25 protein-coding genes, 1 tRNA gene and 1 pseudogene are annotated in these 26,544 nt (G+C 75.0%); 18 read left to right on the top strand and 9 right to left on the bottom strand.

Features of this window, described 5'->3' with window-relative positions; translation table 11 throughout:
• The first annotated feature begins 97 nt into the window (after window positions 1–97).
• The 5 genes and pseudogenes from HLV61_RS03150 (at window position 98) to HLV61_RS03130 (ending at window position 5,374) form a co-directional block, all read left to right on the top strand.
• Window positions 98–1,300 carry an acyltransferase domain-containing protein gene (locus HLV61_RS03150; protein WP_369252874.1) on the top strand — a complete coding sequence of 401 codons (1,203 nt, stop codon included), beginning with the start codon at window positions 98–100 and terminating at the stop codon, window positions 1,298–1,300.
• Complete coding sequence (locus HLV61_RS03145; protein WP_369252872.1) at window positions 1,297–2,262, top strand: beta-ketoacyl-ACP synthase III; 966 nt, start codon at window positions 1,297–1,299, stop codon at window positions 2,260–2,262. The genes HLV61_RS03150 and HLV61_RS03145 overlap by 4 nt, the downstream gene beginning before the upstream one ends.
• A 139-nt stretch (window positions 2,263–2,401) precedes the next feature.
• A pseudogene (locus HLV61_RS03140) lies at window positions 2,402–2,578 on the top strand (acyl carrier protein); the annotation flags it as partial.
• Window positions 2,579–2,627: 49 nt separating this feature from the next.
• The gene (locus tag HLV61_RS03135; protein ID WP_369252868.1) at window positions 2,628–3,869 is read left to right on the top strand and encodes a beta-ketoacyl-[acyl-carrier-protein] synthase family protein; all 1,242 of its coding nucleotides are present in this window, start codon (window positions 2,628–2,630) and stop codon (window positions 3,867–3,869) included.
• A gap of 92 nt (window positions 3,870–3,961) precedes the next feature.
• Entirely contained in the window at window positions 3,962–5,374 is a 1,413-nt protein-coding gene (locus HLV61_RS03130; protein ID WP_369252866.1) for an acyl-CoA carboxylase subunit beta, read from the top strand.
• A 178-nt stretch (window positions 5,375–5,552) separates the two neighbouring features.
• Here HLV61_RS03130 and HLV61_RS03125 read toward each other — a convergent pair whose 3' ends face one another.
• Entirely contained in the window at window positions 5,553–6,053 is a 501-nt protein-coding gene (locus HLV61_RS03125; protein ID WP_369252864.1) for a DUF3145 domain-containing protein, read from the bottom strand.
• A gap of 428 nt (window positions 6,054–6,481) precedes the next feature.
• Between HLV61_RS03125 and HLV61_RS03120 the strand changes: the two genes are divergently transcribed.
• The gene (locus HLV61_RS03120; RefSeq protein WP_369252862.1) at window positions 6,482–7,393 is read left to right on the top strand and encodes a maleylpyruvate isomerase N-terminal domain-containing protein; all 912 of its coding nucleotides are present in this window, start codon (window positions 6,482–6,484) and stop codon (window positions 7,391–7,393) included.
• On the opposite strand, the gene HLV61_RS03115 is transcribed toward HLV61_RS03120, so the two are convergent.
• Entirely contained in the window at window positions 7,390–8,607 is a 1,218-nt protein-coding gene (locus tag HLV61_RS03115; protein WP_369252860.1) for a M23 family metallopeptidase, read from the bottom strand. The genes HLV61_RS03120 and HLV61_RS03115 overlap by 4 nt on opposite strands.
• Window positions 8,608–9,060: 453 nt before the next feature.
• Here HLV61_RS03115 and HLV61_RS03110 point away from each other — a divergent pair, with 453 nt between their 5' ends.
• The 3 genes from HLV61_RS03110 to HLV61_RS03100 all read left to right on the top strand — a co-directional run bounded on the left by HLV61_RS03110 (window position 9,061) and on the right by HLV61_RS03100 (window position 10,494).
• Complete coding sequence (locus tag HLV61_RS03110; RefSeq protein WP_369252858.1) at window positions 9,061–9,537, top strand: DUF1707 SHOCT-like domain-containing protein; 477 nt, start codon at window positions 9,061–9,063, stop codon at window positions 9,535–9,537.
• 120 nt (window positions 9,538–9,657) lie between these two features.
• A tRNA-Ile gene (locus HLV61_RS03105) sits at window positions 9,658–9,734 on the top strand.
• A gap of 325 nt (window positions 9,735–10,059) precedes the next feature.
• Window positions 10,060–10,494, top strand: coding sequence for an ester cyclase (locus HLV61_RS03100; protein WP_369252856.1), 435 nt, complete (start codon window positions 10,060–10,062; stop codon window positions 10,492–10,494).
• A 705-nt stretch (window positions 10,495–11,199) separates the two neighbouring features.
• Here HLV61_RS03100 and HLV61_RS03095 read toward each other — a convergent pair.
• Both HLV61_RS03095 and HLV61_RS03090 read right to left on the bottom strand, forming a co-directional pair.
• Complete coding sequence (locus tag HLV61_RS03095; protein WP_369252854.1) at window positions 11,200–11,361, bottom strand: hypothetical protein; 162 nt, start codon at window positions 11,359–11,361, stop codon at window positions 11,200–11,202.
• Window positions 11,358–11,546: a hypothetical protein gene (locus tag HLV61_RS03090; protein ID WP_369252852.1), complete on the bottom strand. Its 189-nt coding sequence runs from the start codon at window positions 11,544–11,546 to the stop codon at window positions 11,358–11,360. Before HLV61_RS03090 ends, HLV61_RS03095 begins: the two co-directional genes overlap by 4 nt.
• A gap of 454 nt (window positions 11,547–12,000) precedes the next feature.
• Between HLV61_RS03090 and HLV61_RS03085 the strand changes: the two genes are divergently transcribed.
• The 3 genes from HLV61_RS03085 (at window position 12,001) to HLV61_RS03075 (ending at window position 15,362) form a co-directional block, all read left to right on the top strand.
• Window positions 12,001–13,536, top strand: coding sequence for a polysaccharide deacetylase family protein (locus tag HLV61_RS03085; RefSeq protein ID WP_369252850.1), 1,536 nt, complete (start codon window positions 12,001–12,003; stop codon window positions 13,534–13,536).
• Window positions 13,537–13,738: 202 nt separating this feature from the next.
• Window positions 13,739–14,656: an SDR family NAD(P)-dependent oxidoreductase gene (locus HLV61_RS03080; protein WP_369252848.1), complete on the top strand. Its 918-nt coding sequence runs from the start codon at window positions 13,739–13,741 to the stop codon at window positions 14,654–14,656.
• Window positions 14,657–15,008: 352 nt separating this feature from the next.
• Window positions 15,009–15,362, top strand: a complete 354-nt coding sequence (locus tag HLV61_RS03075) for a hypothetical protein (protein ID WP_369252846.1) — start codon at window positions 15,009–15,011, stop codon at window positions 15,360–15,362.
• Between the two features lie 65 nt (window positions 15,363–15,427).
• On the opposite strand, the gene helR is transcribed toward HLV61_RS03075, so the two are convergent.
• The gene (helR, locus tag HLV61_RS03070) at window positions 15,428–17,575 is read right to left on the bottom strand and encodes an RNA polymerase recycling motor ATPase HelR (protein WP_369252844.1); all 2,148 of its coding nucleotides are present in this window, start codon (window positions 17,573–17,575) and stop codon (window positions 15,428–15,430) included.
• A 136-nt stretch (window positions 17,576–17,711) separates the two neighbouring features.
• On the opposite strand from helR, the gene HLV61_RS03065 reads away from it, so the two are divergent.
• Window positions 17,712–18,575, top strand: coding sequence for an SDR family oxidoreductase (locus HLV61_RS03065; RefSeq protein ID WP_369252842.1), 864 nt, complete (start codon window positions 17,712–17,714; stop codon window positions 18,573–18,575).
• A 61-nt stretch (window positions 18,576–18,636) separates the two neighbouring features.
• Here HLV61_RS03065 and HLV61_RS03060 read toward each other — a convergent pair whose 3' ends face one another.
• On the bottom strand, window positions 18,637–19,311 hold the full coding sequence (locus tag HLV61_RS03060) for a hypothetical protein (protein WP_369252840.1): 675 nt from the start codon (window positions 19,309–19,311) through the stop codon (window positions 18,637–18,639).
• Between the two features lie 207 nt (window positions 19,312–19,518).
• Window positions 19,519–20,433, bottom strand: a complete 915-nt coding sequence (locus tag HLV61_RS03055) for a LysR family transcriptional regulator (RefSeq protein ID WP_369252838.1) — start codon at window positions 20,431–20,433, stop codon at window positions 19,519–19,521.
• Window positions 20,434–20,505: 72 nt separating this feature from the next.
• On the opposite strand from HLV61_RS03055, the gene HLV61_RS03050 reads away from it, so the two are divergent.
• A complete protein-coding gene (locus HLV61_RS03050; RefSeq protein ID WP_369252836.1) occupies window positions 20,506–21,435 on the top strand; it encodes an EamA family transporter in 930 nt (309 codons plus the stop codon).
• Here HLV61_RS03050 and HLV61_RS03045 read toward each other — a convergent pair.
• Window positions 21,381–21,995, bottom strand: coding sequence for a TetR/AcrR family transcriptional regulator (locus HLV61_RS03045; RefSeq protein ID WP_369252834.1), 615 nt, complete (start codon window positions 21,993–21,995; stop codon window positions 21,381–21,383). The two genes, HLV61_RS03050 and HLV61_RS03045, sit on opposite strands and share 55 nt — an antisense overlap.
• 102 nt (window positions 21,996–22,097) lie before the next feature.
• On the opposite strand from HLV61_RS03045, the gene HLV61_RS03040 reads away from it, so the two are divergent.
• The 3 genes from HLV61_RS03040 to HLV61_RS03030 all read left to right on the top strand — a co-directional run bounded on the left by HLV61_RS03040 (window position 22,098) and on the right by HLV61_RS03030 (window position 25,048).
• Window positions 22,098–23,111, top strand: a complete 1,014-nt coding sequence (locus HLV61_RS03040) for a hypothetical protein (RefSeq protein ID WP_369252832.1) — start codon at window positions 22,098–22,100, stop codon at window positions 23,109–23,111.
• Between the two features lie 23 nt (window positions 23,112–23,134).
• Window positions 23,135–23,602 (top strand): TspO/MBR family protein, encoded by a 468-nt coding sequence (locus tag HLV61_RS03035; protein WP_369252830.1) that lies wholly within the window; start codon window positions 23,135–23,137, stop codon window positions 23,600–23,602.
• 198 nt (window positions 23,603–23,800) lie between these two features.
• Entirely contained in the window at window positions 23,801–25,048 is a 1,248-nt protein-coding gene (locus tag HLV61_RS03030; RefSeq protein ID WP_369252828.1) for a hypothetical protein, read from the top strand.
• A gap of 61 nt (window positions 25,049–25,109) precedes the next feature.
• Here HLV61_RS03030 and HLV61_RS03025 read toward each other — a convergent pair whose 3' ends face one another.
• Window positions 25,110–25,856 carry a hypothetical protein gene (locus HLV61_RS03025; protein ID WP_369252826.1) on the bottom strand — a complete coding sequence of 249 codons (747 nt, stop codon included), beginning with the start codon at window positions 25,854–25,856 and terminating at the stop codon, window positions 25,110–25,112.
• 184 nt (window positions 25,857–26,040) lie between these two features.
• On the opposite strand from HLV61_RS03025, the gene HLV61_RS03020 reads away from it, so the two are divergent.
• Window positions 26,041–26,544, top strand: a complete 504-nt coding sequence (locus HLV61_RS03020; RefSeq protein ID WP_369252824.1) for a DUF2505 domain-containing protein — start codon at window positions 26,041–26,043, stop codon at window positions 26,542–26,544.

Here is a 26,544-nt window from a genome sequence, read left to right as displayed (position 1 = left end):
CCGCGTCCTCCGATTGTGGAGATCCTCCAAAGGGATGTGGTGTCCTTTCGTTCCGGACGAGCGCGCGGGACCCCCGACCGGATGAGACGGTGAGGAGGTGCTGGCCGTCCTCGCACCCGGGCAGGGTGCGCAGAAGCCCGGGATGCTCACCCCCTGGTTGGAGCTCCCCGGCGCCGAGTCCTTCTTCCGCTGGGCCGGCGCGATCGCCGACGCCGACCTGCTGACCCTCGGCACGACCGGTGACGCGGAGGCGATCCGCGACACCGCCGTCACCCAACCGCTGGTCGTGGCGATGAGCCTGTTCGTCGCCCGCGAGCTCGGCGGCCTGCCCGGTCCGGTGGCGCACACGCCGCACACCGGCCGCGAGGTCGTCATCGCCGGGCACAGCGTCGGCGAGCTGACCGCGGCCGCGCTGGCCGGCGTCCTGTCCGTCGAGGCCGCGATCGCGCTGACCGCCGTCCGCGGCCGCGCGATGGCCCGCGCCTGCGGTCTCACCCCGACCGGCATGTCCGCCGTCCTCGGCGGCGACCCCGACGAGCTGTCGGCGGCGCTGGAGCGGCACGGGCTGAGCGCGGCGAACCTCAACGGCGGTGGCCAGGTCGTCGTCGCCGGTCCGCTGGAGGGGCTGGCCGCGCTCAAGGCCGAGCCGCCGGCCAAGGCGCGGGTCGTGCCGCTGTCGGTGGCCGGCGCCTTCCACACCTCCTACATGGCCCCGGCCCGCGAGGAGCTCGAGGGCCTCGTCGGCGGCCTGCGCCCGGCCGACCCGAGCCGGCTGCTGCTGTCCAACGCCGACGGCGCCGCGGTCTCCACGGGCGCCGAGGTGCTCACCCGCCTGGTCAGCCAGGTCACCAGCCCGGTCCACTTCGACGCGTGCCTCACCACCCTGCACGAGCTCGGCGTCACCGCGGCGCTCGAGCTGCCGCCGGCCGGGGCCCTCGCCGGCCTGGCCAAGCGGGAGTGGAAGGGCACCGACGTGGAGGTGCTGGCGCTGGCCGGCCCCGGCGACCTCGACCGCGCCCGGTCGCTCATCGACGCCGCGCGCGGCCGGCCCGAGGCCGAGCACCAGCCCGACTGGCGCGTCGTCGTCTCCCCCGTCCGCGGCACGGTGAGCCCCGCCGACGTCCCCGAGGGCACCCGCCTGCCCGCCGGCACCCCGCTCGGCTGCGTGCGCAGCCGCCGCGAGGAGGTCAACGTCTCCGCCCCCTACGACGGCGTCCTCGCCGAGTGGCTGGTGCACGACGGCGACCTGGTCGGCGCCGGCGACCCCCTCGCCCGTCTCTACCCGGAGGTCCCCGCGTGAGCATCCGACTGCCGGAGGGCGCCCCGGGCGCGCGCATCCTCGGCCTGGGCGCCTACCGCCCGCGCCGGCGGGTCACCAACGACGACCTCGCCCAGGTGATGGACACCAACGACGAGTGGATCCAGACGCGGGTCGGCATCGCCGAGCGCCGCTGGGCGTCGGAGGACGAGACGCTGCAGGAGATGGCCGTCGCTGCCGGCGGCAAGGCGCTGGCCGCCAGCGGCCTCTCCCCCGACGAGGTCGACCTGGTGATCCTGGCCAGCGCCAGCCTCAAGGAGCCGATCCCGGGCATCGGCCCCCAGGTCGCCCACCGCCTCGGCATCCCGCGCCCGGGTGCCTTCGACCTCAACGCCGGGTGCGCCGGCTTCTGCTACGCGCTGGAGGTGGCCGCGTCGTCCATCCGGGCGGGCTCGGCGCGCAACGCGCTGGTGGTCGGCGTCGAGCGGCTCACCGACGTCGTCGACCAGACCGACCGCTCCACCGCGGTGATCTTCGCCGACGGTGCGGGTGCGGCCGTGGTCGGCGCGTCCGACGAGCCGGGCATCGGCCCGGTCGCGTGGGGCAGCGACGGCGACCAGTTCTCCGCGATCGAGATCGCCGCCGGTACCGGGACCATGACCATGGCCGGCCAGGCGGTCTACCGCTGGGCCACCACCCGGCTCACCGACACGCTGATCCAGGCCATGGAGGCCGCCGGCGTCGGCCCCGAGGACATCGACGTGTTCGCCCCGCACCAGGCCAACCTGCGCATCGTCGAGTCGATGACCAAGCGGCTCGGCTTCGGCAAGGAGACCGTCGTCGCCCGCGACGTCGTGCAGTCCGGCAACACCTCGGCCGCCTCGATCCCGCTGGCGCTCACCGCGCTGATGGAGTCCGGCGAGGCCAAGAGCGGGGACCTCGCGCTGGTCCTCGGCTACGGCGCCGGCCTCACCTTCGCCGGCCAGGTGCTCGTCCTGCCCTGACCGGCACCCCAGCCCCCGGATCCCCCGGGCCCGACGGCGGGCACCGCCCGTCACCACCGAGAGAGAGGACCCCCGCGTGAGCGAGGACATCCAGGCAGGTCTGGCCGAGATCCTGGAGGAGGTCGCCGGGGTCGCCCCCGCCGACGCCACCCCGGAGAAGTCGTTCACGGAGGACCTCGACGTCGACTCGCTGTCGATGGTCGAGATCGCCACGGCCGTCGAGGACAAGTTCGGCGTGGCCATCCCCGACGACGAGCTCGCCAACATCAAGACCGTGGGCGACGCGATCAGCTTCATCCAGAAGAACAAGGGCTGACAGCCCGCTCCCCCGGCCCCCGGCCGCCCCATCCCAGGAGGAACACGTCATGAGCACGTCCGACCGCGACGTCGTCGTCACCGGTCTCGGTGCCACCACGCCGCTCGGCGGCGACGTCGCGAGCACCTGGGAGGCCCTGCTGGCCGGGCGGTCGGGGATCAGCCGGCTGACCGACGACTGGGCGAAGGACTTCCCCGCCCAGCTCGTCGCCGCGCTGGCCAGTGACCCGGCCTCGCAGATCGACCGGGTCCGCGCCCGGCGGCTGGACCGCAGCCAGCAGGTCGCGGTCATCGCCGCCGAGGAGGCCTGGGCGCACTCCGGTGCCGCGGAGGCGGGGGTGCCCTCCGAGCGCATCGCCGTCGTCTTCGGCACCGGCATCGGCGGGGCGCTGACCCTGCTCGGCCAGGACGACGTCCTGGAGGCGAAGGGCCCCAAGCGGGTCTCGCCCTTCACCATCCCGATGCTCATGCCCAACGGCCCGGCCGCGGCCGTGGGGCTCGCCGTCGGCGCCCGCGGCGGCGTGCACGCCCCCGTGAGCGCCTGCGCCTCCGGCGCGGAGGCGATCCGCTGGGGCCTGGACCTGCTGCGCTTCGACCGCGCCGACGTCGTCATCGTCGGCGGCACCGAGGCCTGCGTGCACCCGCTGCCCATGGCCGGGTTCGCCGCGATGCGGGCGATGAGCACCCGCAACGACGAGCCCGAGCGGGCCTCGCGGCCGTTCGACAAGGGCCGCGACGGCTTCGTCCTCGGTGAGGGCGCGGCGGCGCTGGTCCTCGAGCGGGCCGACACCGCCGCCGCCCGCGGCGCCCGGGTGCACGCCCGGCTGGCCGGCGCCGGCGCGACCGCCGACGGCTACGACCTGGTCGCCCCCCACCCCGAGGGCGAGGGCGCCGCCCGGGCGATCGGCGCGGCGCTGCGCGACGCCGGCCTCTCCCCCACCGACATCGGCCACGTCAACGCGCACGCCACCTCGACGCCGGTCGGCGACACCGCCGAGGCCGCGGCCATCCACAGCGCCGTCGGCGAGCACGCCATGGTCTCGGCCACCAAGAGCCAGACCGGCCACCTGCTCGGTGCCGCGGGCGCCCTGGAGTCGGTGTTCACCATCCTCGCGCTGCGCGAGCAGGTGGTCCCGGCCACGGTCAACCTCGACGACCCCGACGACGACGCGGCCGTGCAGGCGCTCGACATCGTCCGCCGCGAGCCGCGGAAGGCCTCCTTCGACGCCGCGGTCAACGACTCCTTCGGTTTCGGCGGCCACAACATCGCGCTGGTCTTCACGACCGCCTGACCCAGATCCCGCTGCCCCTCGCGAGCCCGCGGCGGGATCTGCAGCGGGGCCACCGCCCACCCGGTCTGCTGCCGGGAGACCCTGGAGGCCCGGTGACCACCGTCCACGCCGTCCCGACCCTGCCCAGCCCCGACCCCCGCGATCCCGAGGACCGCCTGCAGCGGTTCTTCGACGGCGGGTCCGTCACGCTGCTCGTCCCCCGCGACGCCTCCGGCGTCATGGCCGCGCGGGGGACGGTGGCGGGCACCCCCGCGGTCGCCTTCTGCACCGACGCCACCGTGATGGGCGGCGCGATGGGCGTCGACGGCTGCCGCCACGTCGTCGACGCCATCGACACCGCGCTGCGCGAGCGGGTGCCGGTCGTCGGCATCTGGCACTCCGGCGGCGCGCGCCTGGCCGAGGGCGTGACCGCGCTGCACGCCGTCGGCGAGGTCTTCGCCGCCATGGTGCGGGCCTCGGGCCGGGTGCCGCAGATCTCGGTGGTCCTCGGCCCGGCCGCCGGCGGCGCCGCCTACGGGCCGGCGCTCACCGACCTGGTGATCATGGGACCGGCCGGGCGGGTGTTCGTCACCGGTCCCGACGTGGTCCGCTCGGTCACCGGTGAGGACGTCGACATGGAGCGCCTCGGCGGCCCGGACACCCACGGCCGGCGCAGCGGCGTCGTGCACGTGGTCACCGACACCGAGGACGAGGCCCTGCAGACCGCGCGGCAGGCGGTCGACCTGCTCGCCGCGCAGGGGCGGTTCGCGCCGGCGGCCCAGGTGCCCGACGTCGACCTGCGGGCACTGCTGCCCGAGCAGCCGCAGCGGGCCTACGACGTCAAGCCGCTGGTGTCCGCCGTGCTCGACGGGCCGGGGCTGGAGATGCACCCGCGCTGGGCGCCCAACGTCGTCACCACTCTGGGGCGGCTCAACGGGCGGACCGTCGGCGTCATCGCCAACAACCCGCTGCGGCTGGGCGGATGCCTGGATTCCGCGTCGGCGGAGAAGGCCGCCCGCTTCGTGCGGATGTGCGACGCGTTCGGCGTCCCGCTGGTGGTGCTGGTCGACGTCCCCGGCTACCTGCCCGGCGTCGGCCAGGAGTGGGACGGCGTGGTGCGCCGCGGCGCCAAGCTGCTGCACGCCTTCGCCGAGGCGGTGGTGCCGCGGGTGACGCTGGTGACCCGCAAGTCCTACGGCGGGGCCTACATCGCGATGAACGCGCGCTCCCTGGGTGCCACCGCCGTCTTCGCCTGGCCGGGCGCCGAGGTGGCCGTGATGGGTGCGAAGGCCGCCGTCGGGATCCTGCACCGCAAGAAGCTCGCCGCGGTGCCGCCCGCCGAGCGGGAGGCCCTGCACGCCCAGCTGGCCGCCGAGCACGAGCGGATCGCCGGCGGGGTGAACCGGGCGCTGGAGATCGGCGTCGTCGACGAGGTCGTCGAGCCCGCCCACACGCGGAGCCGGCTGGTGGCCGCCCTGGCCGCCGCTCCGGCCGGCCGCGGCGCGCACGGCAACATCCCGCTGTAGGTCCCGGAGACGCCGAGAGGCCCGTCCCCGAGGGAACGGGCCTCTCGTGCTGAGGCCGCCCGGACGCCGCTTCCCCGACGGCGTCCGGACGACCTGGTCTGCAGCCTACGACGCGGACACCGGGTGTCTCACGTCGTCGTGCCCTGATCGTGACCTGCGAGTTCCCCCGGACCGGACCTCAGACGACCTGGTGCAGCCAGGTCGTCTGGCTGCCGTCGCCGGCGTACCGGTACACCTCGAGGTCGGCGTCCCAGGCCGCGCCGAGGAGCTGGTCGACCCCGTGGCGGAACGCCTCGACGGAGGCGGCGGTCGCGGCGAGGGTGCGCAGCTGCTGCTCGGTCACCACGATGTCGCCGTTGGCACTCGTGGGTGCGCGGAAGACCCCGTGCCCGGGCACGTAGGACATGCGCTCGCCGTCGTTGCCGTGGCTGGCCTCCTCGGTGACCTCGAAGCGCAGCATCGGCCACGCGCGCAGCGCGGCGACCAGCTTGGCGCCCGTCCCCGGAGAACCGGTCCAGGCGACCTCGGCACGGTAGGCACCGTGCGCCGCGGGCTGGTCGGCCCACGACAGGGAGACCGGCGCGCCGATGACGCGCTCGAGCGCCCACTCGACGTGCTGGCAGAGTGCCTTCGGGCAGGAGTGCACGAAGACGACACCCTGGGTAGACCGTCGCTGCACGAGGCACCTCCATCGACTCGATCGGTCTCGTCTTCCCCAACGGACGATCGCATCGGTGACAGGCTGTGTTCGGCAACGGCGGACCAGGGGCCCCGGGGACAGTGTGCACGATGAGGTACCGGTCGCGCCAGTGCGGATGGGGCGACTGTGCCGGAAGTGACCACATCCGTTCCCGCGGTCACGGAAGTGCTGGTCAGCGGCCATAGCACGACGACGGGGCAGGCGTCCAACCCGGGTCCGGGGTGCCGGACGGTACACCGGCGGGGCGATCACGGCCCGTTGCGACCGGAGGTGTCGCATGCGGAACCCGTCCGGCCTCCAGTGACGCTCGGTGAGGAGCACGCCGAACCGCCCGTCACCCTGCGAGATCGGCAACCCGCTCCCCACCTGCGATGTCGCATCTGCGGCGGGGTGGGTAGGGGCCGGTCATGGGACGGGACGACGCCGCGACGCGGCAGCGCGGGATGGCCGGCGCCGGCCGGGACGTGGTGGGCCCGATGGTGCTCGGCGCCTGGGACGCCTTCCTGGAGCAGGCCGCCGCCGTGGACCTGGACCGGCCGACCCGGCTGGCCGGCTGGCGGGCGCACGAGCTCTGCGTGCACCTGGGCGCCTGGCCCGACCACGCCGCGCTGGCCGACCTGGTCGCCTCGGCGCGGGCGGGCGGCACCGGGACGCCGGCGGACGTCGACGCGACCAACGCCCGGGTCACCGCCGCGCACCGGGACGCCTCCCGGGAGGAGGTCCTGGCCGCGCTGCGCCGCAACCGGGAGGCCACCGCCCGCTACCTGGCCGACGAGCCGACCGGGCTGGACACCGCGCCCGTCGTCTCCACCGTCGGCCGGCTGCCGATGCTGTCGGTGGTGCTCGGTCAGGCCTACGAGCTCGCCGTCCACGGCCTGGACCTCGTGCCGCTGGGGGCGCCCCCTCCCCCGCCGTCGGTGCTGGACGCCGGGCTGGCGGCGCTGGCCGACGTGACCGGCGCCCTGGCCGCCGCCTCCGGCATCGCCGGCGGTGCCGCCCTGGTCACCCCGGACGGCGGCTGGGCCTTCGCAGCGGACCCGCCGGACTGGACGGTGCGCCGGCCGTCCGGCGCGCGGCCGCACGGCGCCGTCGTGGAGGCACCGGCCGACGTGCTGCTGGAGGCGGCGTCGGGACGCACCAACCCCGCCGCGGCGCTGGTGCGCCGCCGGCTACGGGTGCGCGACCTGCCCGAGTTGATGCGGCTGGCGCCGATCGTCGAGTCCGCTCCGGGCATCCCCGGCGGGCCGATCCTGGCGCTGGCGGCCCGGACCGTCGGGGGCGCCGGCGACCTGCTCGGCCGGTTCCGCGGGTGGCGCTAGCAGCTGCCGCCCAGGGAGACGCCGTGGCCCTCGAGCCACGGCATCGGGTTGACGCGGCTGGCGTAGAGGCCGCCCTCGTGGACCTCGAAGTGCAGGTGCGGCCCGGTGGACTGGCCCTTGTTGCCGACCACGGCGATCTGCTCGCCGGCGCTGACCACCTGGCCGGCGGACACGAAGAACTGGTCCACGTGGCCGTAGAGGGTGATCGAGCCGTCGCCGTGCTGGACGTAGACGGCCTGCCCGAAGCCGCTGGCGGGACCGGCCTGCAGGACGACGCCGCCCTCGGGGGCGAAGATCGGGGTGCCGATCGGCGCGGCGATGTCGACTCCGTAGTGCATGGTGCCCCAGCGGGCGCCGTAGCAACTGGTCACCCGGCCGGCGGTCAGGGCGACGCCCCCGCCACTGGACCGGACGGTGACCGCGGCGGCCTGCTCGGCCTCCTGCTGGGCCTGCCACGCGGCCTCGGCGTCGGCGATGCCGCGCAGCCGCAGCAGCTCCACCTCCGCGGCACGGAGCCGCTCGTCGAGCTGGGCCTTGGCAGCGGCGAGGGTGTCGTAGTCGGACTGCGCGTCGGCGAGCCGGGCGTCGGCGGCGGCCTGGGCCTCGGCGGCGGCGGCCGCGGCGGCGTCGCGCTCGGCGACCGCGGTCCGGGCGGCGGCGTCGGCCTCCTCCTCCTGCGTCTCGAGCAGCTCGTAGTCCTGCAGGGTCTCGGCGCGCTGGGTGCCGAGCAGGTCGAGCGTGGCGGCGCGCTCGAGCACCTCGCGGGGGCCCGCGCTGTCGAGGAGCACGGAGGCGGCGTCGCCCATGTCCACGCTGGCGCCCATGTAGGCCTCGCGGCCGAGCTCCACGACCTCGTCCTGGGCCGCAGCGACGGCGTCGCGCGCGGCCTGCAGCTCCGCGGCGGCCACGGCGGCGGCCTCCTGCGCGGCGGCCAGCTCGGCCTGGGCGACCAGAGCGGCGTCCGCGGCGGCCTCGGCCTCGACGGTCATCCGCTGCAGCTGCTCCTCGGCGGCGGTCACCTCGCCCTGGATGCGGCCCACCTCGGCCACGAGTTCCTGCTCGGCCGCCTGTGCCGCGGCGACGTCGTCGGCGGGAGCGGCCAGTGCCGGTGCCGGTGCTGCCAGCAGGAGGGCGGCGGCGCCCGCGGCGAGCACGGTGCGGCGGAGCCGGCGGGAGGAGGCGGGACGTGCGGTCCGGTGGTGCAGGGTCGCCAAGACGGCGGATCTCCGTTTCCTCGCGTCCGCCTGCCAGGTCGGCCCCGTCCGTCGGGACGGGCACCGTGCCCACGATGCCGTCCGCGGGCGCGACCCATCCGGGGACCCCCACGTGCAGTCCCCGGGCCCAGCGCGAGGCCGGAGCGGTCAGGCGGGATCTCGCCGGGGCCCTCGGTCGATCGAGGGGCTGAGGCCCGGCAGGACCGCGGGAGAACGTACTACGGACGGGACACCTGAGGTAACGGGGAGGTCACGACGACGGCGCGCCTGCTTGCGCGTTCAACTCCCCTCACCAGCCGACTTCACACACCGTGTCGAGAACGGCACTGGGTGCCACTCGTCCGCACGCGGCACGTCGCGTGGTGTCCCGGCTCACAGGTCCGTCACAGGAACGGCGGGCACCCTGGCCGGCTGGACCGGCTCGTGGGGAGGAACGACGTGGACGGCATGCCGATGGCAGGACGTACGGCGGGGCACACGACGGCGCAGGCGGCCGCCCCGCCGCTGCGCGCCTCCGACGACGACCGGCTGGCCGTGGTGCACCGGCTGCAGGACGCCGTCGCCCGCGGGCTGCTGCGGCCGGACGAGGGCAGTGACCGGATGGCGGCCGCGTTCGCCGCGGTGCACGTCGGCGACCTCGCGCCGCTGACCGCCGACCTGCCGCCCGTGGTCGCCGTCGCCCCGGGTGCGCCCGGATGGCGGCCGCTGGGCGCCCTGGCCTGGCAGCAGGTGCGCACGAGCGTGGCGGCGGCCCGGCACGGCAGCTCGGCGACGGTGCGGCTCGCGCTGGCCGCCGTCGTCGCGCTCGTCCTCTTGGTCACCGTGCTGTCGCTCCTCGCACACGGCCTCTTCGACGGCGGCCCCGCCGACTTCCGCAGCCCCGGCTTCGACGGCCCGGACGGCTTCGACGGGGGCCCCGGGCCACGCTGAGGTCGGCCGGCCACCGGCAGGCCCGTCCGGGGACGGCGGCCGGGCGGTGGCGCGGTCCTGCTGGACGACCGGCGTCGGAGCAGCACCGCCCGGGACGTCTGGCAGGCTGGATGCCGTTCCGGGGCGGTAGCTCAGCCGGTCAGAGCATGGGACTCATAATCCCTGGGTCGTGGGTTCGAGCCCCACCCGCCCCACCAGGCAATACACGGGGACTGCCCAGGTCGGTCCGGTGCTGTGCGAGCATCGTCCAGCAGGTGCGCCGAGGAGCTGAACGCAGCCGTCGCGGTCGCCTGCTGGTTCCGCGGCCGCGGGGACGGCGGGCACTCAGATGTTGTTGCCAGCGGTGACTGGCTGCGTTCCAAAGACCCGGGGTGGTGTGTCTGCGCGGGGACGGTCGGTAGCGACCTACGCACGGCAGCTGGGGAGCTATCCCCGGAGGACTCGACGGCCGACGTTTGTGCGGGCCAAGGTACAAGCGTCAGCGCGGGGGATCGCCTTTCACTTCCAAGACGGGGGACGTTCATGTCCACCGAGCGCGTCCACGACCTCCTCCGTCGCTTCGCCGAGGCCATGAACTCCCGGCAGCTGGAGCAGCTCGACGAGATCCTGACCGACGATTTCAGGCGGCACTGTGAGGCGACCCCCGACGTAGTCATCGACAGTCGAGAGGACTTCAACGAGTTCTTGCGGACGTTCACGCTCGCCTTTCCGGACAACGTGCAGACCTTCGAGCAGGTTGTCGTAGAGGGCGACAAGGCCGGGTTCTGGGCGACCTACGAAGGCACCCAGGAGGGAGACCTCGGACCGTTTCCGGCGAGCGGAAGGACGACTAAGTTCACCTTCTCTGGGGTCGCCCATATCCGCGAGGGCCGAATCGCTGAGTTGTGGGTGACTTGGGACAACATGACGATCCTGAGCCAGCTCGGGCACCTTCCCTCGCCGGAGCCGGCCGGCTGAGCCCCCGCTATGACTGTTCGTGTCGAACCTTCGGCAGACACGAACCGGGCCCGCCGTCGCAGTGACGGCGGAACGCCGTTGTCGCCACCTGCCTCCATTGGTCCGCCTGTGCCCGCTGACGGACGTCCCCACATTGATCCGCGGCCTCTTTGAGGTCGAGCGGCTCGTCCGCCGGCAGCACGACGCGGGCCGGCCACTCCGGGAGCTCCGCCGAGCTGACCGCCGGGTCCCACACCGCCGTCCGCACATCCCCGACAAGAACGAGATGCGACGACCTGAGCGGGGCGCGCCGCCCACTGCGACGCCACTGCGCAGTCCGTCGCTGACAGGGACGCGGCGCTTGGGGGGCGGGAGCGCGGGCATGGCGCTACCTGCCGCGGACGGTGCCACTCCGCTGCGTCCCGCCATCAGGCGTGGGTCATCGAGGTCGCCGCGAGGCTGCGACCGGCCGTCTTCACCTGCCGCCTTGGCCAGTTCGGTGTGGCGGGTGCCCAACCCTCGATGCGGGTCAGGACGGCGTTCCGGCTGTCTTGCAGGGTGGTCGCGGCAGCAGCCCCTTCAGGCGCACGACAGCCGGGTACTGGCTGCTGAACGGTCCTCGGCGACCTGCGCTTCTCCTGACGAGCACAGCGCTCGGCGCGGAAGTGCTCATGATCCCTGGGTCGTGGGTTCGAGCCCCACCCGCCCCACACACGAAAGCGCAGCTCAGCGCGGTGGCCGTCGCCCGTCGAGATCGCGGATCTCGGCCGGCGCCCACACGGCGCCCACGACACGCTGCGTGACAGCCTGGTCATGTGCGGCGTCCATGCGCTCGGCGAGGGCGCTCAGGTCGTCCTCAAAGGGGCCTGGGTGGACGTCGAGCGTCATGGCGGCGCAGGCGTGCCGGGCCAGGTCTGCGTGACGAGCGCCGAGGCTTGCTCGTCGAGCCAGCGCTGGGTGCAGACCTCCTGCCGGAAGCGCTTCTCGTGCTGCCGGCCCGCGACGTCGCGGTACCGAGCCCGATACCGCCTGGTCCCGCCCTCCAGCTCGACCGAGTTCATCGGCGCTGCCATGGCCGGACGTCGCCCACGACTCGATCTCTGCGTCGATGGCGGTGACCGTGGTTCTGACCGAGGGGACCACGACGACTCCCCTGCGTACTGGCCGTGGACTGCGATCGTCGGCCGCCATGCCGACGGAGGGCGCCGAGTGCCGAACGGACAGGAGTCGCCAAGCAGCCGTTGCCAGACGCTCAGCGCGGCCGGCTCCGTTGGTCAGGATCACGGTGTCCGCCGTCTGACCGGAGAGCCCTGCCGGAAGGCGCCCCGGCGTGGGTGGCAGGACACGCCGGGCGCTACCGAAACGTGATCACCGACTCAGTCGGGTTCCGTGTATGCATCGTCTCGCCGTGTGATCCGCCGCGGGCGCGTGACGAGGTGGCGCACGCAGTTCGACGCATCATCCGTGGACATCGGGCAGCTCCGCAGGGGGAACTGAGTGCCTACCCGAACCGCTCGTCGCTGCATCGTGCCCGTTGCCGGCCTGCTGCTGCTGACCGCCTGCGTCCCCGGCGCCACCACCAGGCTCGACGCGGTCCCGAAGATGGCAGCGGCGGCCTCGGCCTCCCCGTCGTCGGGTAGCTCACCGGCCACGGGGAGCCCGTCCTCGGCGTCCCCCTCGGTGGCGGAGGTCGGCGCGGAGGTCGGTACGGAGGTCGGCGCGGAGATCGGTGCCGAGGGCGATGCGGAGGGCGATGCGGAGGTCGTCGACGTCCCGCCGGTCAGCGACGGCTCGTCGGTCGCGGGCCTCGTCCCGCACCAGCAGACCAGCTTGCAGCCCGATGACCAGCGCGGGATCGCGACAGTGACATTTCCCGGGGTCGACTCGCTCGGTCGGGTGTTCACCGCGCTGGTCGACGCCGAGGTCGGGCGATACGAGGCAGCCCGCCGCAACGACGGGGTCAACGTGCTGACCATCGGCTGGGGGCTGGTGCAGGCGACCGGTGACGTGCTCGGCGTGCGGCTGACGTCGCGCAGCTACACCGGAGGCGCGCCGCACGGGACGACCACGACGACGACCAGCGTCTACACCGACGTCGCCTCCGGGCAGACGTGGACCGCCACCGAGCTGGTAGCCGATCCCGAACGGCTGGCCAGGTGGGTGACCGCGGCACTCGCCGAGGCCGACCTGGCCGGCGAGCCACCGGCCCCTGCCGTCGTCGCCTCCGACGTGCGGTTCGACCGGACCGGATCGCTCACCATCGTCCTCGACCGGCGGGAGGCCGGACTGCGCACCCTCGACGCCGTCGCCGTGCGCGTCCCGGCCGCCGACGCCGACGACGTCCTCTCCGGACCCGGGCGACGGGTCCGGGACGCAGCGATGGCGGCCGAGGGGTTCCGCGGCGTCCCCGCCGAGCCGTCGGACACGCCGGTCGGCCCGTCGACCACCGAGGGCCACGCCGTCGACTGCACCCGGCTGGCCTGCATCGCGCTCACCTTCGACGACGGGCCCGGCCCGTACACCGCCCAGTTGTTGGACGAGCTGGCCGACGCCGGCGTCCCCGCCACCTTCTTCGTCCTCGGCGGCAACGTCGCCGCGATGCCCGACCTGGTCCGTCGCGCGGCGGCGGAAGGACACGCGCTCGGCAGCCACACCTGGAGCCACCCCCGCCTGCCGCTGCTCACCGCCCAGCAGATCGCCGACGAGGTCGACCGGACCACGGCGGCATTGTTCGACGCCGGGGTGACCACCGACCTGCTGCGCCCGCCCTACGGCGAGACCGACGACCGCGTCGCCGACGTGGTCGGCGACCTCGGCTACGCGCAGGTCCTGTGGGACGTCGACACCCAGGACTGGTTCAACCGGGACGTCGCGATCACCACCCAGCGCGCACTCGATGGCGCCCATCCCGGCGCGATCGTCCTGATGCACGACATCCACCCGACGACCGTGCAGGCCGTGCCCGGGATCATCGACGCCCTGCAGGCCCGGGGTTACACCCTCGTGACCGTTCCACAACTGCTCGGCGCCGTCGAACCGGGTGCGGTGTATCGCGGCGGTTGACTTCCCACGCCGTCCGCCGCCCGCGCCAGGTCTCGGAGACCGGCCGTGGACGCAGGGTCGATACCGGTGGCGACGGCGTCGACCTCACCACCGCCGGTGACTGCGTGCACTCACCTGCTGACACCCAGGCCGCATCTCAGGGTCTTCCAGAGGAACGTCGACAAGGGTGAGATGTCGCCATCGTCAGCCCGAGGAGCGCGGCATGGGACCCCACCAGCACTCCGGTCCGGTGTTGATCACCGGGGCGTCCAGCGGGATCGGCGAGGACGCGGCCCTGTACCTCAACGAGCTCGGCCACACCGTCTTCGCCGGCGTCCGTCGTGCGGAGGACGGCGAGCGGGTCCGGAGCAAGGCGGCGCGGCCCGGGGCCTTCCACGCCGTGCTCCTCGACGTCACCGACGACGCGCAGGTCGCCCGGGCGCATGAGGAGGTCACGCGGCTGCTGGGACCGGGACAGGGGCTGACCGCTCTGGTGAGCAACGCCGGGATCGCGGCACTGAGCGGTGACGTCTCCTGCGAGGGCTGCCCGATCGAGACCCAGCAGCGGGTGATGGACGTCAACTTCTTCGGCGCCGTGCGTGTCGTGCAGGCCTTCCTCCCGCTGGTGCGCGCCGCCCGCGGGACGGTCGTCGTCAACTCCGCGCTGATGGCGCACACCCGGCTGCCGTTCAACGGGGGCTACGCGGCGTCGAAGTGCGCGCTCGAGGGCTGGGTGGACAGCCTGCGCCGCGAGGTCGCCCCGCTGGGTGTCCGGGTGGCTCTGATCGAGGCAGCGGGAATCCACTCGGACCTGGAGGCCAAGCAGGACCCCTCCGGGATTCCGGCCGACACCCCCTACCGGGCCCAGCAGCCGCTCATCGCCATGTCGGCAGCGATGATGCGCAGGAGGGCCGGCGACCCGCGGCTGTCACCGCGTCGGGTGTCCGAGCTCATGGCCGCGGCCATCGTCGACCGGCGGCCCAGACCGCGCCGGATCGTCGGCGGTGGCGCCCGCCCGATCTGGCTGCTCGGCTGCCTGCCCGACCGTGCGCAGGACGCGGTGTTCCGCGCCGGTCTCTGGACGCTCGCCCGACGCTCCCCACTGCCCACACCGGGCGATGCCGGGAGCACGATCGGCTGAGCGCGCGGCCTGCGTCCTCGGGTGCCGGCCGCCGACGGCGCGGTGACCGCGGGAACGTCGGCCACCCCCGGGGTGATCGTCGCCTCACCTCAGGTGGTTGACCTGTGGCCGACCCGCCAGCGATGTCTCGAGATCCTCTGCCGGAGCACGCGGTGCGGACGAGGAGACCACGCGTCCCACGTGCTGGGCGCCCTCGATGTCGAGGTGGGGCAGGACCGGGAACGACACGACCCGACGACCGTCCCGGCCGCGTCCGGCACCATCGACCCGCCACGGCCGTGCGGCCACGCCGGCGGCTGGCGACCGGTGAGCGACGGAGGAGTGCATGAGGCTCCAGCGGCGGATGCGGGACATGTTCACGCACATGGTCGAGGCGAAGGACATCGCTCAGGTCGACACCTTCTACGACCCCGGATTCCGGCTCACCACCAACGGGGTGACCCAGGAGCTCCCCGCGTTCCGGGCCGGGCACGAACGCGTGTGCTCCACTGCGATCCGTTACGCCGTCACCTACGACGAGGACGCATGGGTGGAGCAGGATGATCGGCTCGCCGGCCGCCTGTGGATCAGCATCACCCGTCCCGGCGAACCGCCCCGACCGATCGAGGTGGTGTTCGGGGCCCAGTTCAGAGGCGACCGTATCCTGCGACCGTGGGAGCCGACCTGGCCGGACTGGTCCCGCCTCGACGCTCTTGCCGACTACTGAACCACCGGCCCTCCCCGACGTGCTGTTGCTCGGACCTCCGGCACTGCGGAGGAGACGCCGGCATCTCAGGAGCTCGTGAGGACGACGAGCTGCGAGGTCGCGCGGGTCATCGCGACGTAGCGGTCGACGGCCCCCTCGATGCCCCCGCCGAGGTCGTCGGGGTCGACGAGGACGACCAGGTCGAACTCCAGTCCCTTGGACAGCACCGGGGTCAGCGACCGCACGCGCGGCGTCGCCGTGAACGACGGGTCGCCGATGACGCAGGCGATCCCCTCGGCGTGCTCGGCGAGCCACGTGTCGAGGACCGACCGCAGCTCCGACGCGGGCGCGTGCACGACCGGGAGGCCGCTGCGGCGGATCGACGTCGGCACGTTGGCGTCCGGCAGCGCGGCCCGGATGACCGGCTCGGCCTCCGCCATGACCTCCTCCGGCGTCCGGTAGTTGATCGTCAGCGAGGCCACGGTGACCCGGTCGAGCCCGATCCGCGCCAGCCGCTCCTGCCACGACCCGGCGAACCCGTGCCGCGCCTGGGCGCGGTCCCCGACGATGGTGAAGCTTCGCGAGGGGCAGCGGAGCAACAGCATCTGCCACTCCGCGTCGGTCAGTTCCTGCGCCTCGTCCACGACCACGTGCGCGAACGGGCCGGCGAGGGCGTCCGGGTCGGCGGTGGGCAGCGCGGCCTCGTCCACGAGCGCGTCCCGGAGGTCCTGGTGACGCAGGCTGGTCATCAGCAGCAGCTCCGAGTCGTCGGCCGCGATGAGCTCGTCGATCACCCCCGCCATGCGCTCGCGCTCCGCGGCCACGGTGGCCTCCGCCCCTCGCCGACGTCGGGCCACCTCCGGATCGCCGACCCGCTGCCGCGCCGCGTCCAGCAGCGGCAGGTCCGACACCGTCCACGCCCGGGGGTCCGGCCGCTGCAGCCGCCGGACGTCGTCGGCGCCGAGCCAGGGAGCGCACCTGCGCAGGTAGGCGGGGACCGACCACAGGTCGGCGACGACGTCGGCCGCCTCCAGCAGCGGCCACGCACGCGTGAAGGTGGCGCGCAGCTGCCGGTCCTGCTGCAGCGCCTCGCGCACCTGCTCGGGCTCGACGTCGTCGTCGTGCGCGTCGACCAGGATCGTGAGCAGTTGCTCCCAGACCTGCTCGCGGGCCTCGTTGTGCGGGGTCCCGGGCTCGGGTGCCTCGAACGCCTCGGCCCAGTCCTCGGGGCCGAGCCGGACGTCGGCCCACGGGGTCTCGACGGTGGTGCCCGTCGTCGGCGGCTCCTCGGAGAAGGCGACCGCCGCCTCGATGGCCCGCACCAGGTCCGCGGACGACTTCAGGCGGGCCACCTCCGGATCGGTCTCGGCCACCGACGCGGCCCCCTCGGGCACCAGGTCGCGCAGGGTGCACGTCTGCACGCCCTCCTCGCCGAGGCTGGGGAGCACGTCGGACACGTAGGCCAGGTACGGCTCGTGCGGACCGACGAACAGCACCCCGCCCCGCCGGTGGCCGAGCCGGGAGTCGGCGTACAGCAGGTAGGCGGTCCGGTGCAGCGCGACGACCGTCTTCCCCGTCCCCGGGCCGCCGTCGACGACGAGGGCGCCGGCGGACCCGGCGCGGATGATCGCGTCCTGGTCGGCCTGGATGGTGCCGAGGACGTCGCGCATCCGGGCCGAGCGGTTGCCGCCCAGGCTGGCGATGAACGCCGACTGGTCGTCGAGCGCGGCGTGCCCCTCGAGCGCGTCCGGGGCGAACACCTCGTCCCAGTAGTCGGTGATCCGGCAGCGGGTCCAGCGGTAGCGACGGCGGCTGGCCAGGCCCATCGGGTCGGCGTGGGTCGCCGCGAAGAACGGCTCGGCCGCGGGTGAGCGCCAGTCGACGAGCAGCCGGTGGCCCCCGGCGTCGGTGAGGCCGAGCCGCCCGACGTACACGGGCTCGCCGTCGTCGGCACCGACGATGCGCCCGAGGCAGAGGTCCAGGCCGAAGCGGCGCAGGGCGCGCAGCCGCGCGGTCAGCCGGTGCACCTCCAGGTCGCGGTCCAGCGCCTCCTGACCGGTGCCGCCGGGTGCCCGGCGCTCGGCGTCGAGGCGATCGGACAGGTCGGCGATCGACCGCTGCAGGCTCTCGGCCACGGCCGCGAAGTGCTGCTCGTCGCGGGCGACCAGGGCCGGGTCGGCCTTCGCGGCGAGGGTGTCGGGGAGGTCGAAGACGCCGGTGCTGAGGGGACTCACGGGGCTCACGACGGGCGAGTCTGGGTCCCGACCCGGGTCTTGCCGCAAGCCCCGGGCTGCGCTATACGTTGAGGTGGCGGGAGGGAGTGGTCCCCCCGCCGTCCCCCTCGTCCGGTCCGGCGGTCACCCTGCCGATGTGGTCGACGTGGACGACGAGCAGCGGACCGTGCTGATCACCGGGTGCTCCTCCGGCCTCGGCCTGGAGAGCGCCGTCGAGCTCGCCGGCCGCGGCTGGCACGTGGTCGCCTCGATGCGCGACCCCGGCGGGCGGGCCGCCCTCGACGCGCGCACGCGCGAGGCCGGTCTCGAGCCGCTCGACGTCGTCCAGCTCGACGTCACCGACGCCGAGTCGGCGCAGCGCGGGGTCAAGGAGGTGCTCGAGCTGACCGGCGGCCGGCTGGACGCCCTCGTCAACAACGCCGGCACCGCCAGCGGCGGCGCGTTCGAGGACAGCGACGAGGAGGAGTGGCGCCGCGTCGTGGACACCAACCTGTTCGGCGCGATGCGGCTGACCCAGCTGGTCCTGCCGGTCATGCGGCGGCAGCGGTCCGGGCGGCTGGTCCTCGTCTCCAGCGACTCCGCGCGCTACGGCAACCCCGCCCTGTCGCTGTACTGCGCGTCGAAGTGGGCGCTCGAGGGCTGGGCGGAGTCGCTGGCCTACGAGGTGGAGCCCTTCGGCGTCCGGGTGGTCCTGGTGGAGCCTGGCAACTACGACACCGCGATCTGGGCGACGACGCCGCGCATCACCCCGCCGGGCAGCGCCTACACCGGCCTGCTGCAGGCCGTGGAGCGCTTCGTGGAGGAGGAGCACCTCCCCCGGTCGCGCGACCCGCGCGAGGTGGCCCGGGCCGTCGCCCGCGCGCTGACGGCGCGCCGCCCGGCGTTCCGCGTGCAGGTCGGGCCGGACGCCCGCGTCGCCGCCGTCCTCAACAAGATCCCCTACCGGGTGTCGTCGGCCGCCGTCCGCCGGCTCACCGGCCTGAACCGCTGGAAGCCCTGACCGCGAGGTCCCCGCCGGCCGCACGGCCGACGGGGACCTCGCGGTCAGCTCGGTCCTGCGCTCATCCAGCGGCGGCGTCGAGCATGTCGCAGACGTCCTGGACACCTCGCGCCGTGTCGGTGAGGAACTCGGCCGACGCGACGACGAAGGTCTCCACGTCCTCGAAGACGACGCGCTCGGTGGTGTTCCCGCTGGTGTAGTAGAAGAGCGGCGGCAGGCCCTGTCCGGCGAACGCGGCCACCTCGACCTCGTCGAAGGCCCCGATGATCGCGGGTCCGTCGGCCGAGTAGGTGACCGTGGCACCGTCCGCGGAGATGATGTCCGTGGCCGGACCGCCGGTGTCGAGCTCGTCGAGGACGGCGCCGTCCGACTCCCTCGTGACGTCGGTGGTGGCGGCGCCCCGGAACTCGATGCGGATCGTGCCGTCCGGCTGGTGCATCGCCTGGTACTCCACCTCGGCGACGTCACCGGGCGAGATGACCACGGTGGAGCCGCACGCCTGGACCGCCTGCTCCATCTCTGCGATCTCGGGAGGAACCGGTAGCCAGGCGCCGCCGGTGTCAGCGGGTGGCCACTCGGCGGGAGCGCCGCCCCCCTCGGGGCCGGGTGCGGCTGGGGCGGGCTGCGCGGGTGGCGGGTCGTCGCCGGTGGCGACGGCGGGTGTCACGGCGGCGAGCGTCAGGGCGACGCTGCCGAACAACACGCAGCAGGTGCGGGCGCGCAGGGACAGGTGCATGGTCAGACCTCCCGGTCGACGACGGCCGGAAAGCCCCGTTGCCCCCCGACGCCGGCCAGGCTGTTCCCTCGATCGCGTGATGACCAGGGGCACCGGTGCGCCGCCGTCGGCTCCCACCACCGGTCGATCCCGCTCCACGGCGGGTCCCCACGGGGGGCGACCTGCCGGCCACTCAGCGGGCTTCCGACGTCATCGCTGGTCAGGCGCTCAGCGGGTCCGCGGCCCTGCGGTTCCGCACTCGGCTGCCACGGCCACCAGCGCGTCGAGCACCCGGCGCACGGCCAGGCGCTCGGCGACGTCGGGACGCAGCAGCGCGTCGACGGCGCGCCCGGCGTGCACGCCCGCCAGCGGCAGCAGCCGGACGCCGGGGTGCCCACCGCCGGTGAACCGCGGCAGCAGGGAGACGCCGTGGCCGGCGGCGACCAGCGCCTCGGCGATGCCGAAGTCGTTGATCCGGTGCACGATCCGCGGCGCCGTCCCGGACGCCGTCGTCACGGCGCCGAGGACCGTCGCCACGGGGAAGCCCTCGCGCACGGCGATCCAGGCCTCGTCGTCGAGGTCGTCGGCCGAGATCCGGTCGCGGCCGGCCAGCGGGTGGTCGCGGGGCACGGCGACGTCGAGCGGCTCGCGCAGCAGCGGGACGACGCGCAGCCCGGAGGACGGCCACGGCGCGCCGTCGGGCCGGTGGGCGACGACCACGTCGACCCGGTCGGTGAGCGCCGGGAAGTCGTCGAGCGCGACGTCCTCGTCGGAGCACTCCACGGTGATGCCGCCGAGCGTCGCGACCCGGGTGAGCAGCGGGGGCAGCAGCAGCCGGGCGCCGCTCTGGAACGCCGAGACCCGCACCGTGCCCTCCGGCCGGTCGAGGAACGCCGCGCAGGCCGCCCGCGCCCGCTCGAGCGCGACCGCGACGTCGACGGCGGCGTCGGCGAGGGCGTCGCCGGCCGCGGTCAGCCGCAGCCCGCGGCCGACCCGCTCGGTGAGCGCGACGCCGGCCTCCCGGGACAGCGACGCGAGCTGCTGGGAGACCGCCGAGGGCGTCAGGTGCAGGACGGCGGCCGCGGCCGCGACGCCACCCTGGCTCCGCACCGTCCGCAGGGTCTCCAGCGCCCGGACGTCCATGCAGCGACGCTACATCGTCCATACAGGACTGTTCGCTGGTCCTGATGCGTCCGCGCGGGGAGGCTCGACGCCGTGCCCACCCGAGACCGCCTGCTCGCCCTCCTCGTGGCCGTCGTCTGGGGCCTGAACTTCCTGGCCATCCACCTGTCGCTCGAGCAGTTCCCGCCGTTCTTCCTGGTGGCGCTGCGCTTCGCGGTCATCGCCGTCCCGACGGTGCTGCTCGTGCCACGTCCCGGCGTCCCGTGGCGGTGGGTGCTCGGGTACGGCGCGGGCTTCGGCGTCCTGCAGTTCGTCTTCCTCTACGTGGCGATGGACACCGGCATGCCGACCGGGCTCGCCTCGCTGGTCCTGCAGTCCTCGGCGCCGTTCACCGTCGTCCTCGCCGGGCTGCTGCTCTCCGAACGGCTGAGCGCGCGGCAGGCGGTGGGCGTCGGCCTGGCCGTCGCCGGGCTGGCCGGGATCGCCGTCCACCGGGCCGGGCTGGACGGCGGGGCCACGTTGCTGCCGGTGGTCCTGACGCTGTGCGGCGGGCTGGGCTGGGCGCTGGGCAACCTGTGCAACCGGCAGGCGCGCCCGGCGCGGCCGTTCCGGTTGATGCTCTGGATGACCGTCGTGCCGCCGCTGCCGATGCTCGCGCTCTCCCTCGCCACCGAGGGCCCCGCCCGCATCGCCACGTCGCTCACCACGCTCGGCACCCGGCAGGGCGTGCTCGCGCTGGCCGGCCTGCTGTTCACCGTCGTCGTCGCCACCCTGCTCGGCTCGGGCATCTGGACGGCACTGATGAGCCGGCACCCCTCGGGCACGGTGGCACCGTTCTCGATGCTGGTGCCCGTCGTCGGCACGGGCGCGTCCTGGCTGTTCCTCGGCGAGCGCACGCCGCCGGTCGAGCTGGCCTGCGGCGTGCTCGTGGTCGTCGGCGTGCTGGTCGGCAGCCGGCCGCCGCGCTCCTATCCGCCGGAGGCGGGGGCACCGACGCCGGTGACCCGCAGCGCGGCGGCGTAGGCGGCCGGGTCGAGGTCACCCAGCAGCAGCCGCTGGAGGAGGAAGCCGAGGACCGCGGACAGCATCGTGGCCCCGAGGTGCAGCGGGTCGGCGTCGGCCGGGATGGTCCCGGCCTGCTGCCCGCGCCGCACGACCTCGACGAAGAACCCGCGGATGGTGCGGTAGGTCCGGTCGACGACGGCGTGCACCTCGGGGTTGCGCAGCGCCTCGCCCCAGGCCTGGACGGCGACCCGGGTGAGGTCGACCGGCCCGCGCCCGGCGACGTCGGCGACCATCCGGACGGCGGTCGCGACGGCCGTGGCGGGATCCGGCACCGGCTCCTGCCGCAGCAGCACCTCGAAGCGCGCCGCCGCCTCGCCCACGACCCGCTCGACGATCGCCGCGATGAGCTCGTCCTTGCTGCGGAAGTAGCGGTAGACGGCGCCGGCCGACAGCCCGGACGCGGCGATGACGTCGGCCATGCCGGTCGCCTGGAAACCGTTGGCGGCGAAGCGGGCGGTGGCGGCGTCGAGGATCTGGTCACGGCGGGCGGCGAGGTGGGACTCGGACACGCGGGGCATGCCGCCAGCATAAAGCGAACGACCGTTCTTGACGCGGTGCCCGGTCGGGTCCACACTCGTCCGGGTAAGCGAACGGTCCTTCGTTTTACTGGAGTGGTCCTCATGTCCGCCTCCCCGGAGCCCGTGGCTCCCCCCGCCCGCCCGGTCCTCGCCGTCGTCGCGGCGGTCGCCGTCCTCCTCACCGTCGTCCTCACGGCCTTCGCCTGGTTCGCCGTCCGCTCGGCTCCGCACGACCTGCCACTCGCCGTCGCCGGCCCGGCGCCCGCGGCCGCCCAGGTGACCGCGGCCCTCGACACCGCCTCCCCCGGCGCCTTCGACGTCCGGCCGGTCGACGACGAGGCGGCCGCCCGGTCGGCGATCGAGGACCGCGAGGTCTACGGCGCGGTCGTCGTCGACGCCACCGGCCCGCGGCTGCTCGTCGCCTCCGCTGCCTCCCCCACCGTGGCCACCTCCCTGCGCCAGGTCGCGGCCGGTCTCGGCGCGGCGACCGGCGCACCGGTGCCGGTCGAGGACGTCGTCCCCGCTCCGGAGGCGGACCCGCGTGGCGCCGGCCTGGCCGCCGCCGCCCTGCCCCTCGCGCTGGGCGGCATCGTCACCGCCGGGCTCACCTCGCGCCTGGTCCGCGGCCGCGGCCGGCGGATCGCCACGGCGCTCGCCGCGGCGGTGGCGGGCGGCATGGTGACCGCGACCGTCCTGGGCACCTGGCTCGGCTCGGTCGAGGGCTCCTGGTGGACGACGTCGGGCGTGGTGGCGCTCGGCATCGCCGCGACCGCCCTGGTCCTGCTGAGCCTGCACGAGCTGTTGGGCACGCCGGGCCTGGCACTGGGGGCGGCGACGACGGTGCTGCTCGGCAACCCGCTGTCCGGCCTGGCCGGCGCGCCGGAGCTGCTGCCCGGCGCCTGGGGTGCCGTGGGCCAGTGGCTGCCGCCGGGCGCGACCGGGACGCTGCTGCGCGCCACCTCCTGGTTCGACGGCGCCGGGGCCGGCTCCGCACTGCTCGTCCTCGGCGTCTGGTGCCTCGCGGGCCTGGCCCTCGTCGGTGCCGGCGCCGCCCGCGCCCGCCGGTCCCGGCCCACGACGCCGGCCGCCGCCGCGCGGGAGGCCGTGCCCGTCTGAGCGGCGGGGGCCATGCTCGCGGGATGAGCCGCCCCGGGCCCCTGGCCTCCTCCACCGTGCCCGTCGTGCTCACCGCCCTGGTGGGCACGGCGGGCACCGACGTCGGCTCGGACTGGTACCGGCGTCTGGACAAGCCGCGCTGGCAGCCCCCGGGCCCGGTGTTCGGGATCGCGTGGACGGCGCTGTACGCGCTCCTCGCCACGGCCGGTGCCCGGACGCTGCGGCGGGCCGGCACCGGACGGCGCACCTGGTCGCGGGCGTTCGCGGTCAACCTCGTGCTCAACGCCGGGTGGCCGTGGGCGTTCTTCCGGGCGCACCGGCCGACGCTGGCGGCGGCGGAGGCGGCCCTGCTCGCCGTCTCGACCGCCGACCTCGCCCGGCGATCCGCGCGGATCGACCGCACGGCCGGGCTGGCGCTGCTCCCCTACGCGGCGTGGACGGCCTTCGCCACGGCGCTCAGCACGGAGATCGCCCGGCGCGACCGCCGCTGACGCCGTCCCCCTGCGGCACCCGGGGGTCCGCGGTCGGATCGGTTCCGGAAGGGGGTCGAGCGCGCGTGACAGCCCCCCGCGGCGAGGCGTACCGGCGACACGCGCGGGCGGCGCACGCGCCACCCCGGCGCCCGTAGACGTGCGGAACCGTCCGGGACACGATGGGCGGGCCTTCCGACAGCTCAGGGGGAAGAGCGCATGGACAGGAAGCGACGCGGGGTGCGGTCCACCCGGTTCATCCCGGGCCTCGGGGCCGGCGCGTGCGCGCTGGGTGTGGCGGCCGCGATGGCGGCGGTGTCGGGCCCGCCGGTCGCCGGCGCCGTGGGCGAGGACGGTCCGACGGCCACCGGGGAGGCGGCCTCCGCCGAGGCGCTGGTGGGCGAGACCACGGACGAGGCCACGGACGGGGCCACGGACGGGGCCGCGGACGGGGCCGGCCCGCTGGTGCTCCCCAGCATCGGCGTCGTCGCACCCGGGTTCGAGGACGGCTGGGCACCGGCCCCGATCACGCCCCCGCTGCCGGACTCCGGCGGCTCGACCCCGTCCCCCGCCGACCTCCCGGACCCGTTCCCCCTCGACGAGGGCGACCGCGGGGACGCCTCCTCGCCGGGTGCGTCCGTGGACGAGCCGCCCGTCGCCGACGCAGTCCCGCCGGCGCCCGTTCCCGCCGATCCCGTCCCCGCCGAACCCGTGCCCACGGCGCCTGTTCCTGAGGCGCCCGCTGCCGAGGCCCCCGCTCCTGAGGCGCCCGCTGCCGAGGCCCCGCCGCTGCCGGAGCCGCCCGTCGACGAGCCGCCTGGCGAGACGCCGGCGGACGCGACCACCCTCGTCCCCGCCGAGCCCGCACCGCCGGCCCCGGAGCCGCCCGTCGAGCCACCGCCCGCTGAGCAGCCGTCCGTCGAGCAGCCGTCCGTCGAGCAGGCTCCGGCAGAGGAGCCACCGGTCGAGCAGCCGCCCGTCGAGCAGGCCCCCGCGGAGGCGCCGCCTGCCGAGGAGCCGCCTGCAGGGCAGCCACCGGCGGAGCAGCCACCGGCGGAGCAGCCCCCGGTCGAGGAGCCCCCTGCGGAAGAGCCGCCTGCAGAGCAGCCATCCGTCGAGCAGTTCCCGGTGGAGGAGCCTCCCGCGGAGCAGCCGCCGACCGGAGAGCCGCCCGGCGAGGAGCCAGCGTCCGAGCAGCCACCGGTCGAGCAGCCCCCTGCAGAAGAGCCGGCTGTCGACCTGCCGGTCGCCGAGCAGCCGCCGGTCGTCCCGGCGTGCGAGGACCTCGCTGACCCGGCAGCGGCCGAGGGCGCCGCAGCAGAGGGCGCCCCAGTCGAGGGCGGCGTGATCGAGGACCCTGCGGTGGCCACGGACACAGCCGCCCCGGCCGATCCCGCGGTGACGGAGTCCCCCGAGGCGTACCTCCCAGCGTGCGCGACACCCGAGGAGCCCGCTCCGGCGGCCTGACCCGGACACACGGAGGCCCCCACCCGGATGCAGGTGGGGGCCTCCGTCCAGGAGGTGCGGGTCAGCGTTCCGCGGGCTTGGCGAGGCTGCTCACGCACTCGCCCTGGTTGCGGAAGACCGGCTGCGTGCTCGTGGCCCAGCCGCCGTCCTTGCACTGCTGCTTGGTGGTCAGCTTGACGTCCCGGGCGAAGGTGTAGCGAGTGCCCGCGAAGTCGATCGCGTTGATCACGCCGTCGCCCTTGACTCCGGATCCGAGCGAGAAGCCGAACGCCAGGACGTCGGCGTTCGGGAATGCCGTGCGCCACCCGTCGAGCGTGCCGTGGTCGGCACTGCCGAAGCCGCCGGTGTGCGACGGGGCGCGGTCCTTGACGAACTGCTCAGCGGTGTTGTTCAGCCACCAGTCGTTGCCATAGCTGGTAACCGTCGGTTCGCCGATCAGGATGCCGTCAGCGGTCCCGTTCCCATCGAAGTCGACGACGAGCTGGAAGCCCGGTGCGCCACCCGTCGTGGCGGTGTAGTCGAGGCTCGGCTCGCCGACCTGCGTCAGCGGCGTGTCCGTGGCGACGTACTCGGCGACCTTGTCCGAGTTGCGCCCATCCAGGCCGACGTCGGCGCTGCCGTCGGTGTAGATGCGCAGCCCGGTGCCGACGACCTGGTAGTGCCCGTTGGCTCGGGTGTCGCTGAGAGCCGGCAGGAAGTCGCTCGGCACCTGGACGACGTCGGTCGCGGCGGCCTGGGCGGCCGGTCCGGTGAACAGGATGGTCATGCCGGCGGCCAGGGCCCCGGCGGCAGCGGTGCTGCGGCGCACGCGTCGTCTCCTCGAGAAGAGCGCCGGTCCCGATCGGCCGGCGCGTGGTGCACCGGACGCTAGGTCGCCGGAGACGGCCCGCCCCGGAGGTCGCGACCGCGGGTCCGGCCCAGCCGCCCCAGTGCCCTCGCCCGTCCCGGTGACCCCGGTGGGCGGCCCGTGCGCGCCCGCACGAGGATGGGGCGTGCCCATCGACGCCACCACCAGCTACGCCGCCGACCCCGACCGCGTCCTCGCCACCCTGACCGACGAGGCGTTCCTGCGCGAGGTCGCCCAGGCCCTGGAGGCGCAGGTGCAGGAGGTGTCCAGCCGCACCGACGGGTCGGGGACGACCACGCGGGTCCGGCTGACGGCGGCCACGACGGGCATCCCGCCGGTGTTCGCCCGGTTCGTCGGCCGGACGGTGCCGGTCACCGAGGTCACCACCTGGACCCCTGACGGCGACGGCGGCCACCGCGGCGCGCTCGACCTGCGCGCCGAGATCATGGGCCGCCAGGCCGTGGTCACCTGCGAGCGGCGGCTGACCCCGGCCCCGGGCGGCGGCACCCGCGCCACGGTGACCGGCGACGCCAGGGTGGACGCGCCCTTCATCGGCCGGCAGGCCGAGGGTGCCGTCCGCGACCTGGTCACCCAGGTGGTCCTGCGCCACGAGCACGAGGTCCTGCAGCGCCGCCTCGCCGCGGGCTGA

The organism is Geodermatophilus amargosae, assembly GCF_041028265.1.
Classification (GTDB): Bacteria; Actinomycetota; Actinomycetes; order Mycobacteriales; family Geodermatophilaceae; genus Geodermatophilus; species Geodermatophilus amargosae_A.
The sequence above is the reverse complement of the archived record's forward strand: the minus strand, read 5'-3'. Positions and strand labels throughout refer to the sequence as shown.

What these genes read in the sequence shown, in the direction of transcription:
- HLV61_RS03135 (WP_369252868.1), top strand. Translation starts at nt 2,628, where the DNA reads ATGAGCACGTCCGACCGCGACGTCGTCGTCACCGGTCTCGGTGCCACC.
- HLV61_RS03120 (WP_369252862.1), top strand. Translation starts at nt 6,482, where the DNA reads ATGGGACGGGACGACGCCGCGACGCGGCAGCGCGGGATGGCCGGCGCC.
- HLV61_RS03110 (WP_369252858.1), top strand. Translation starts at nt 9,061, where the DNA reads ATGGCAGGACGTACGGCGGGGCACACGACGGCGCAGGCGGCCGCCCCG.
- HLV61_RS03100 (WP_369252856.1), top strand. Translation starts at nt 10,060, where the DNA reads ATGTCCACCGAGCGCGTCCACGACCTCCTCCGTCGCTTCGCCGAGGCC.
- HLV61_RS03095 (WP_369252854.1), bottom strand. Translation starts at nt 11,361, where the DNA reads ATGACGCTCGACGTCCACCCAGGCCCCTTTGAGGACGACCTGAGCGCC.
- HLV61_RS03090 (WP_369252852.1), bottom strand. Translation starts at nt 11,546, where the DNA reads ATGGCAGCGCCGATGAACTCGGTCGAGCTGGAGGGCGGGACCAGGCGG.
- HLV61_RS03080 (WP_369252848.1), top strand. Translation starts at nt 13,739, where the DNA reads ATGGGACCCCACCAGCACTCCGGTCCGGTGTTGATCACCGGGGCGTCC.
- HLV61_RS03075 (WP_369252846.1), top strand. Translation starts at nt 15,009, where the DNA reads ATGTTCACGCACATGGTCGAGGCGAAGGACATCGCTCAGGTCGACACC.
- HLV61_RS03060 (WP_369252840.1), bottom strand. Translation starts at nt 19,311, where the DNA reads ATGCACCTGTCCCTGCGCGCCCGCACCTGCTGCGTGTTGTTCGGCAGC.
- HLV61_RS03055 (WP_369252838.1), bottom strand. Translation starts at nt 20,433, where the DNA reads ATGGACGTCCGGGCGCTGGAGACCCTGCGGACGGTGCGGAGCCAGGGT.
- HLV61_RS03045 (WP_369252834.1), bottom strand. Translation starts at nt 21,995, where the DNA reads ATGCCCCGCGTGTCCGAGTCCCACCTCGCCGCCCGCCGTGACCAGATC.
- HLV61_RS03040 (WP_369252832.1), top strand. Translation starts at nt 22,098, where the DNA reads ATGTCCGCCTCCCCGGAGCCCGTGGCTCCCCCCGCCCGCCCGGTCCTC.
- HLV61_RS03035 (WP_369252830.1), top strand. Translation starts at nt 23,135, where the DNA reads ATGAGCCGCCCCGGGCCCCTGGCCTCCTCCACCGTGCCCGTCGTGCTC.
- HLV61_RS03030 (WP_369252828.1), top strand. Translation starts at nt 23,801, where the DNA reads ATGGACAGGAAGCGACGCGGGGTGCGGTCCACCCGGTTCATCCCGGGC.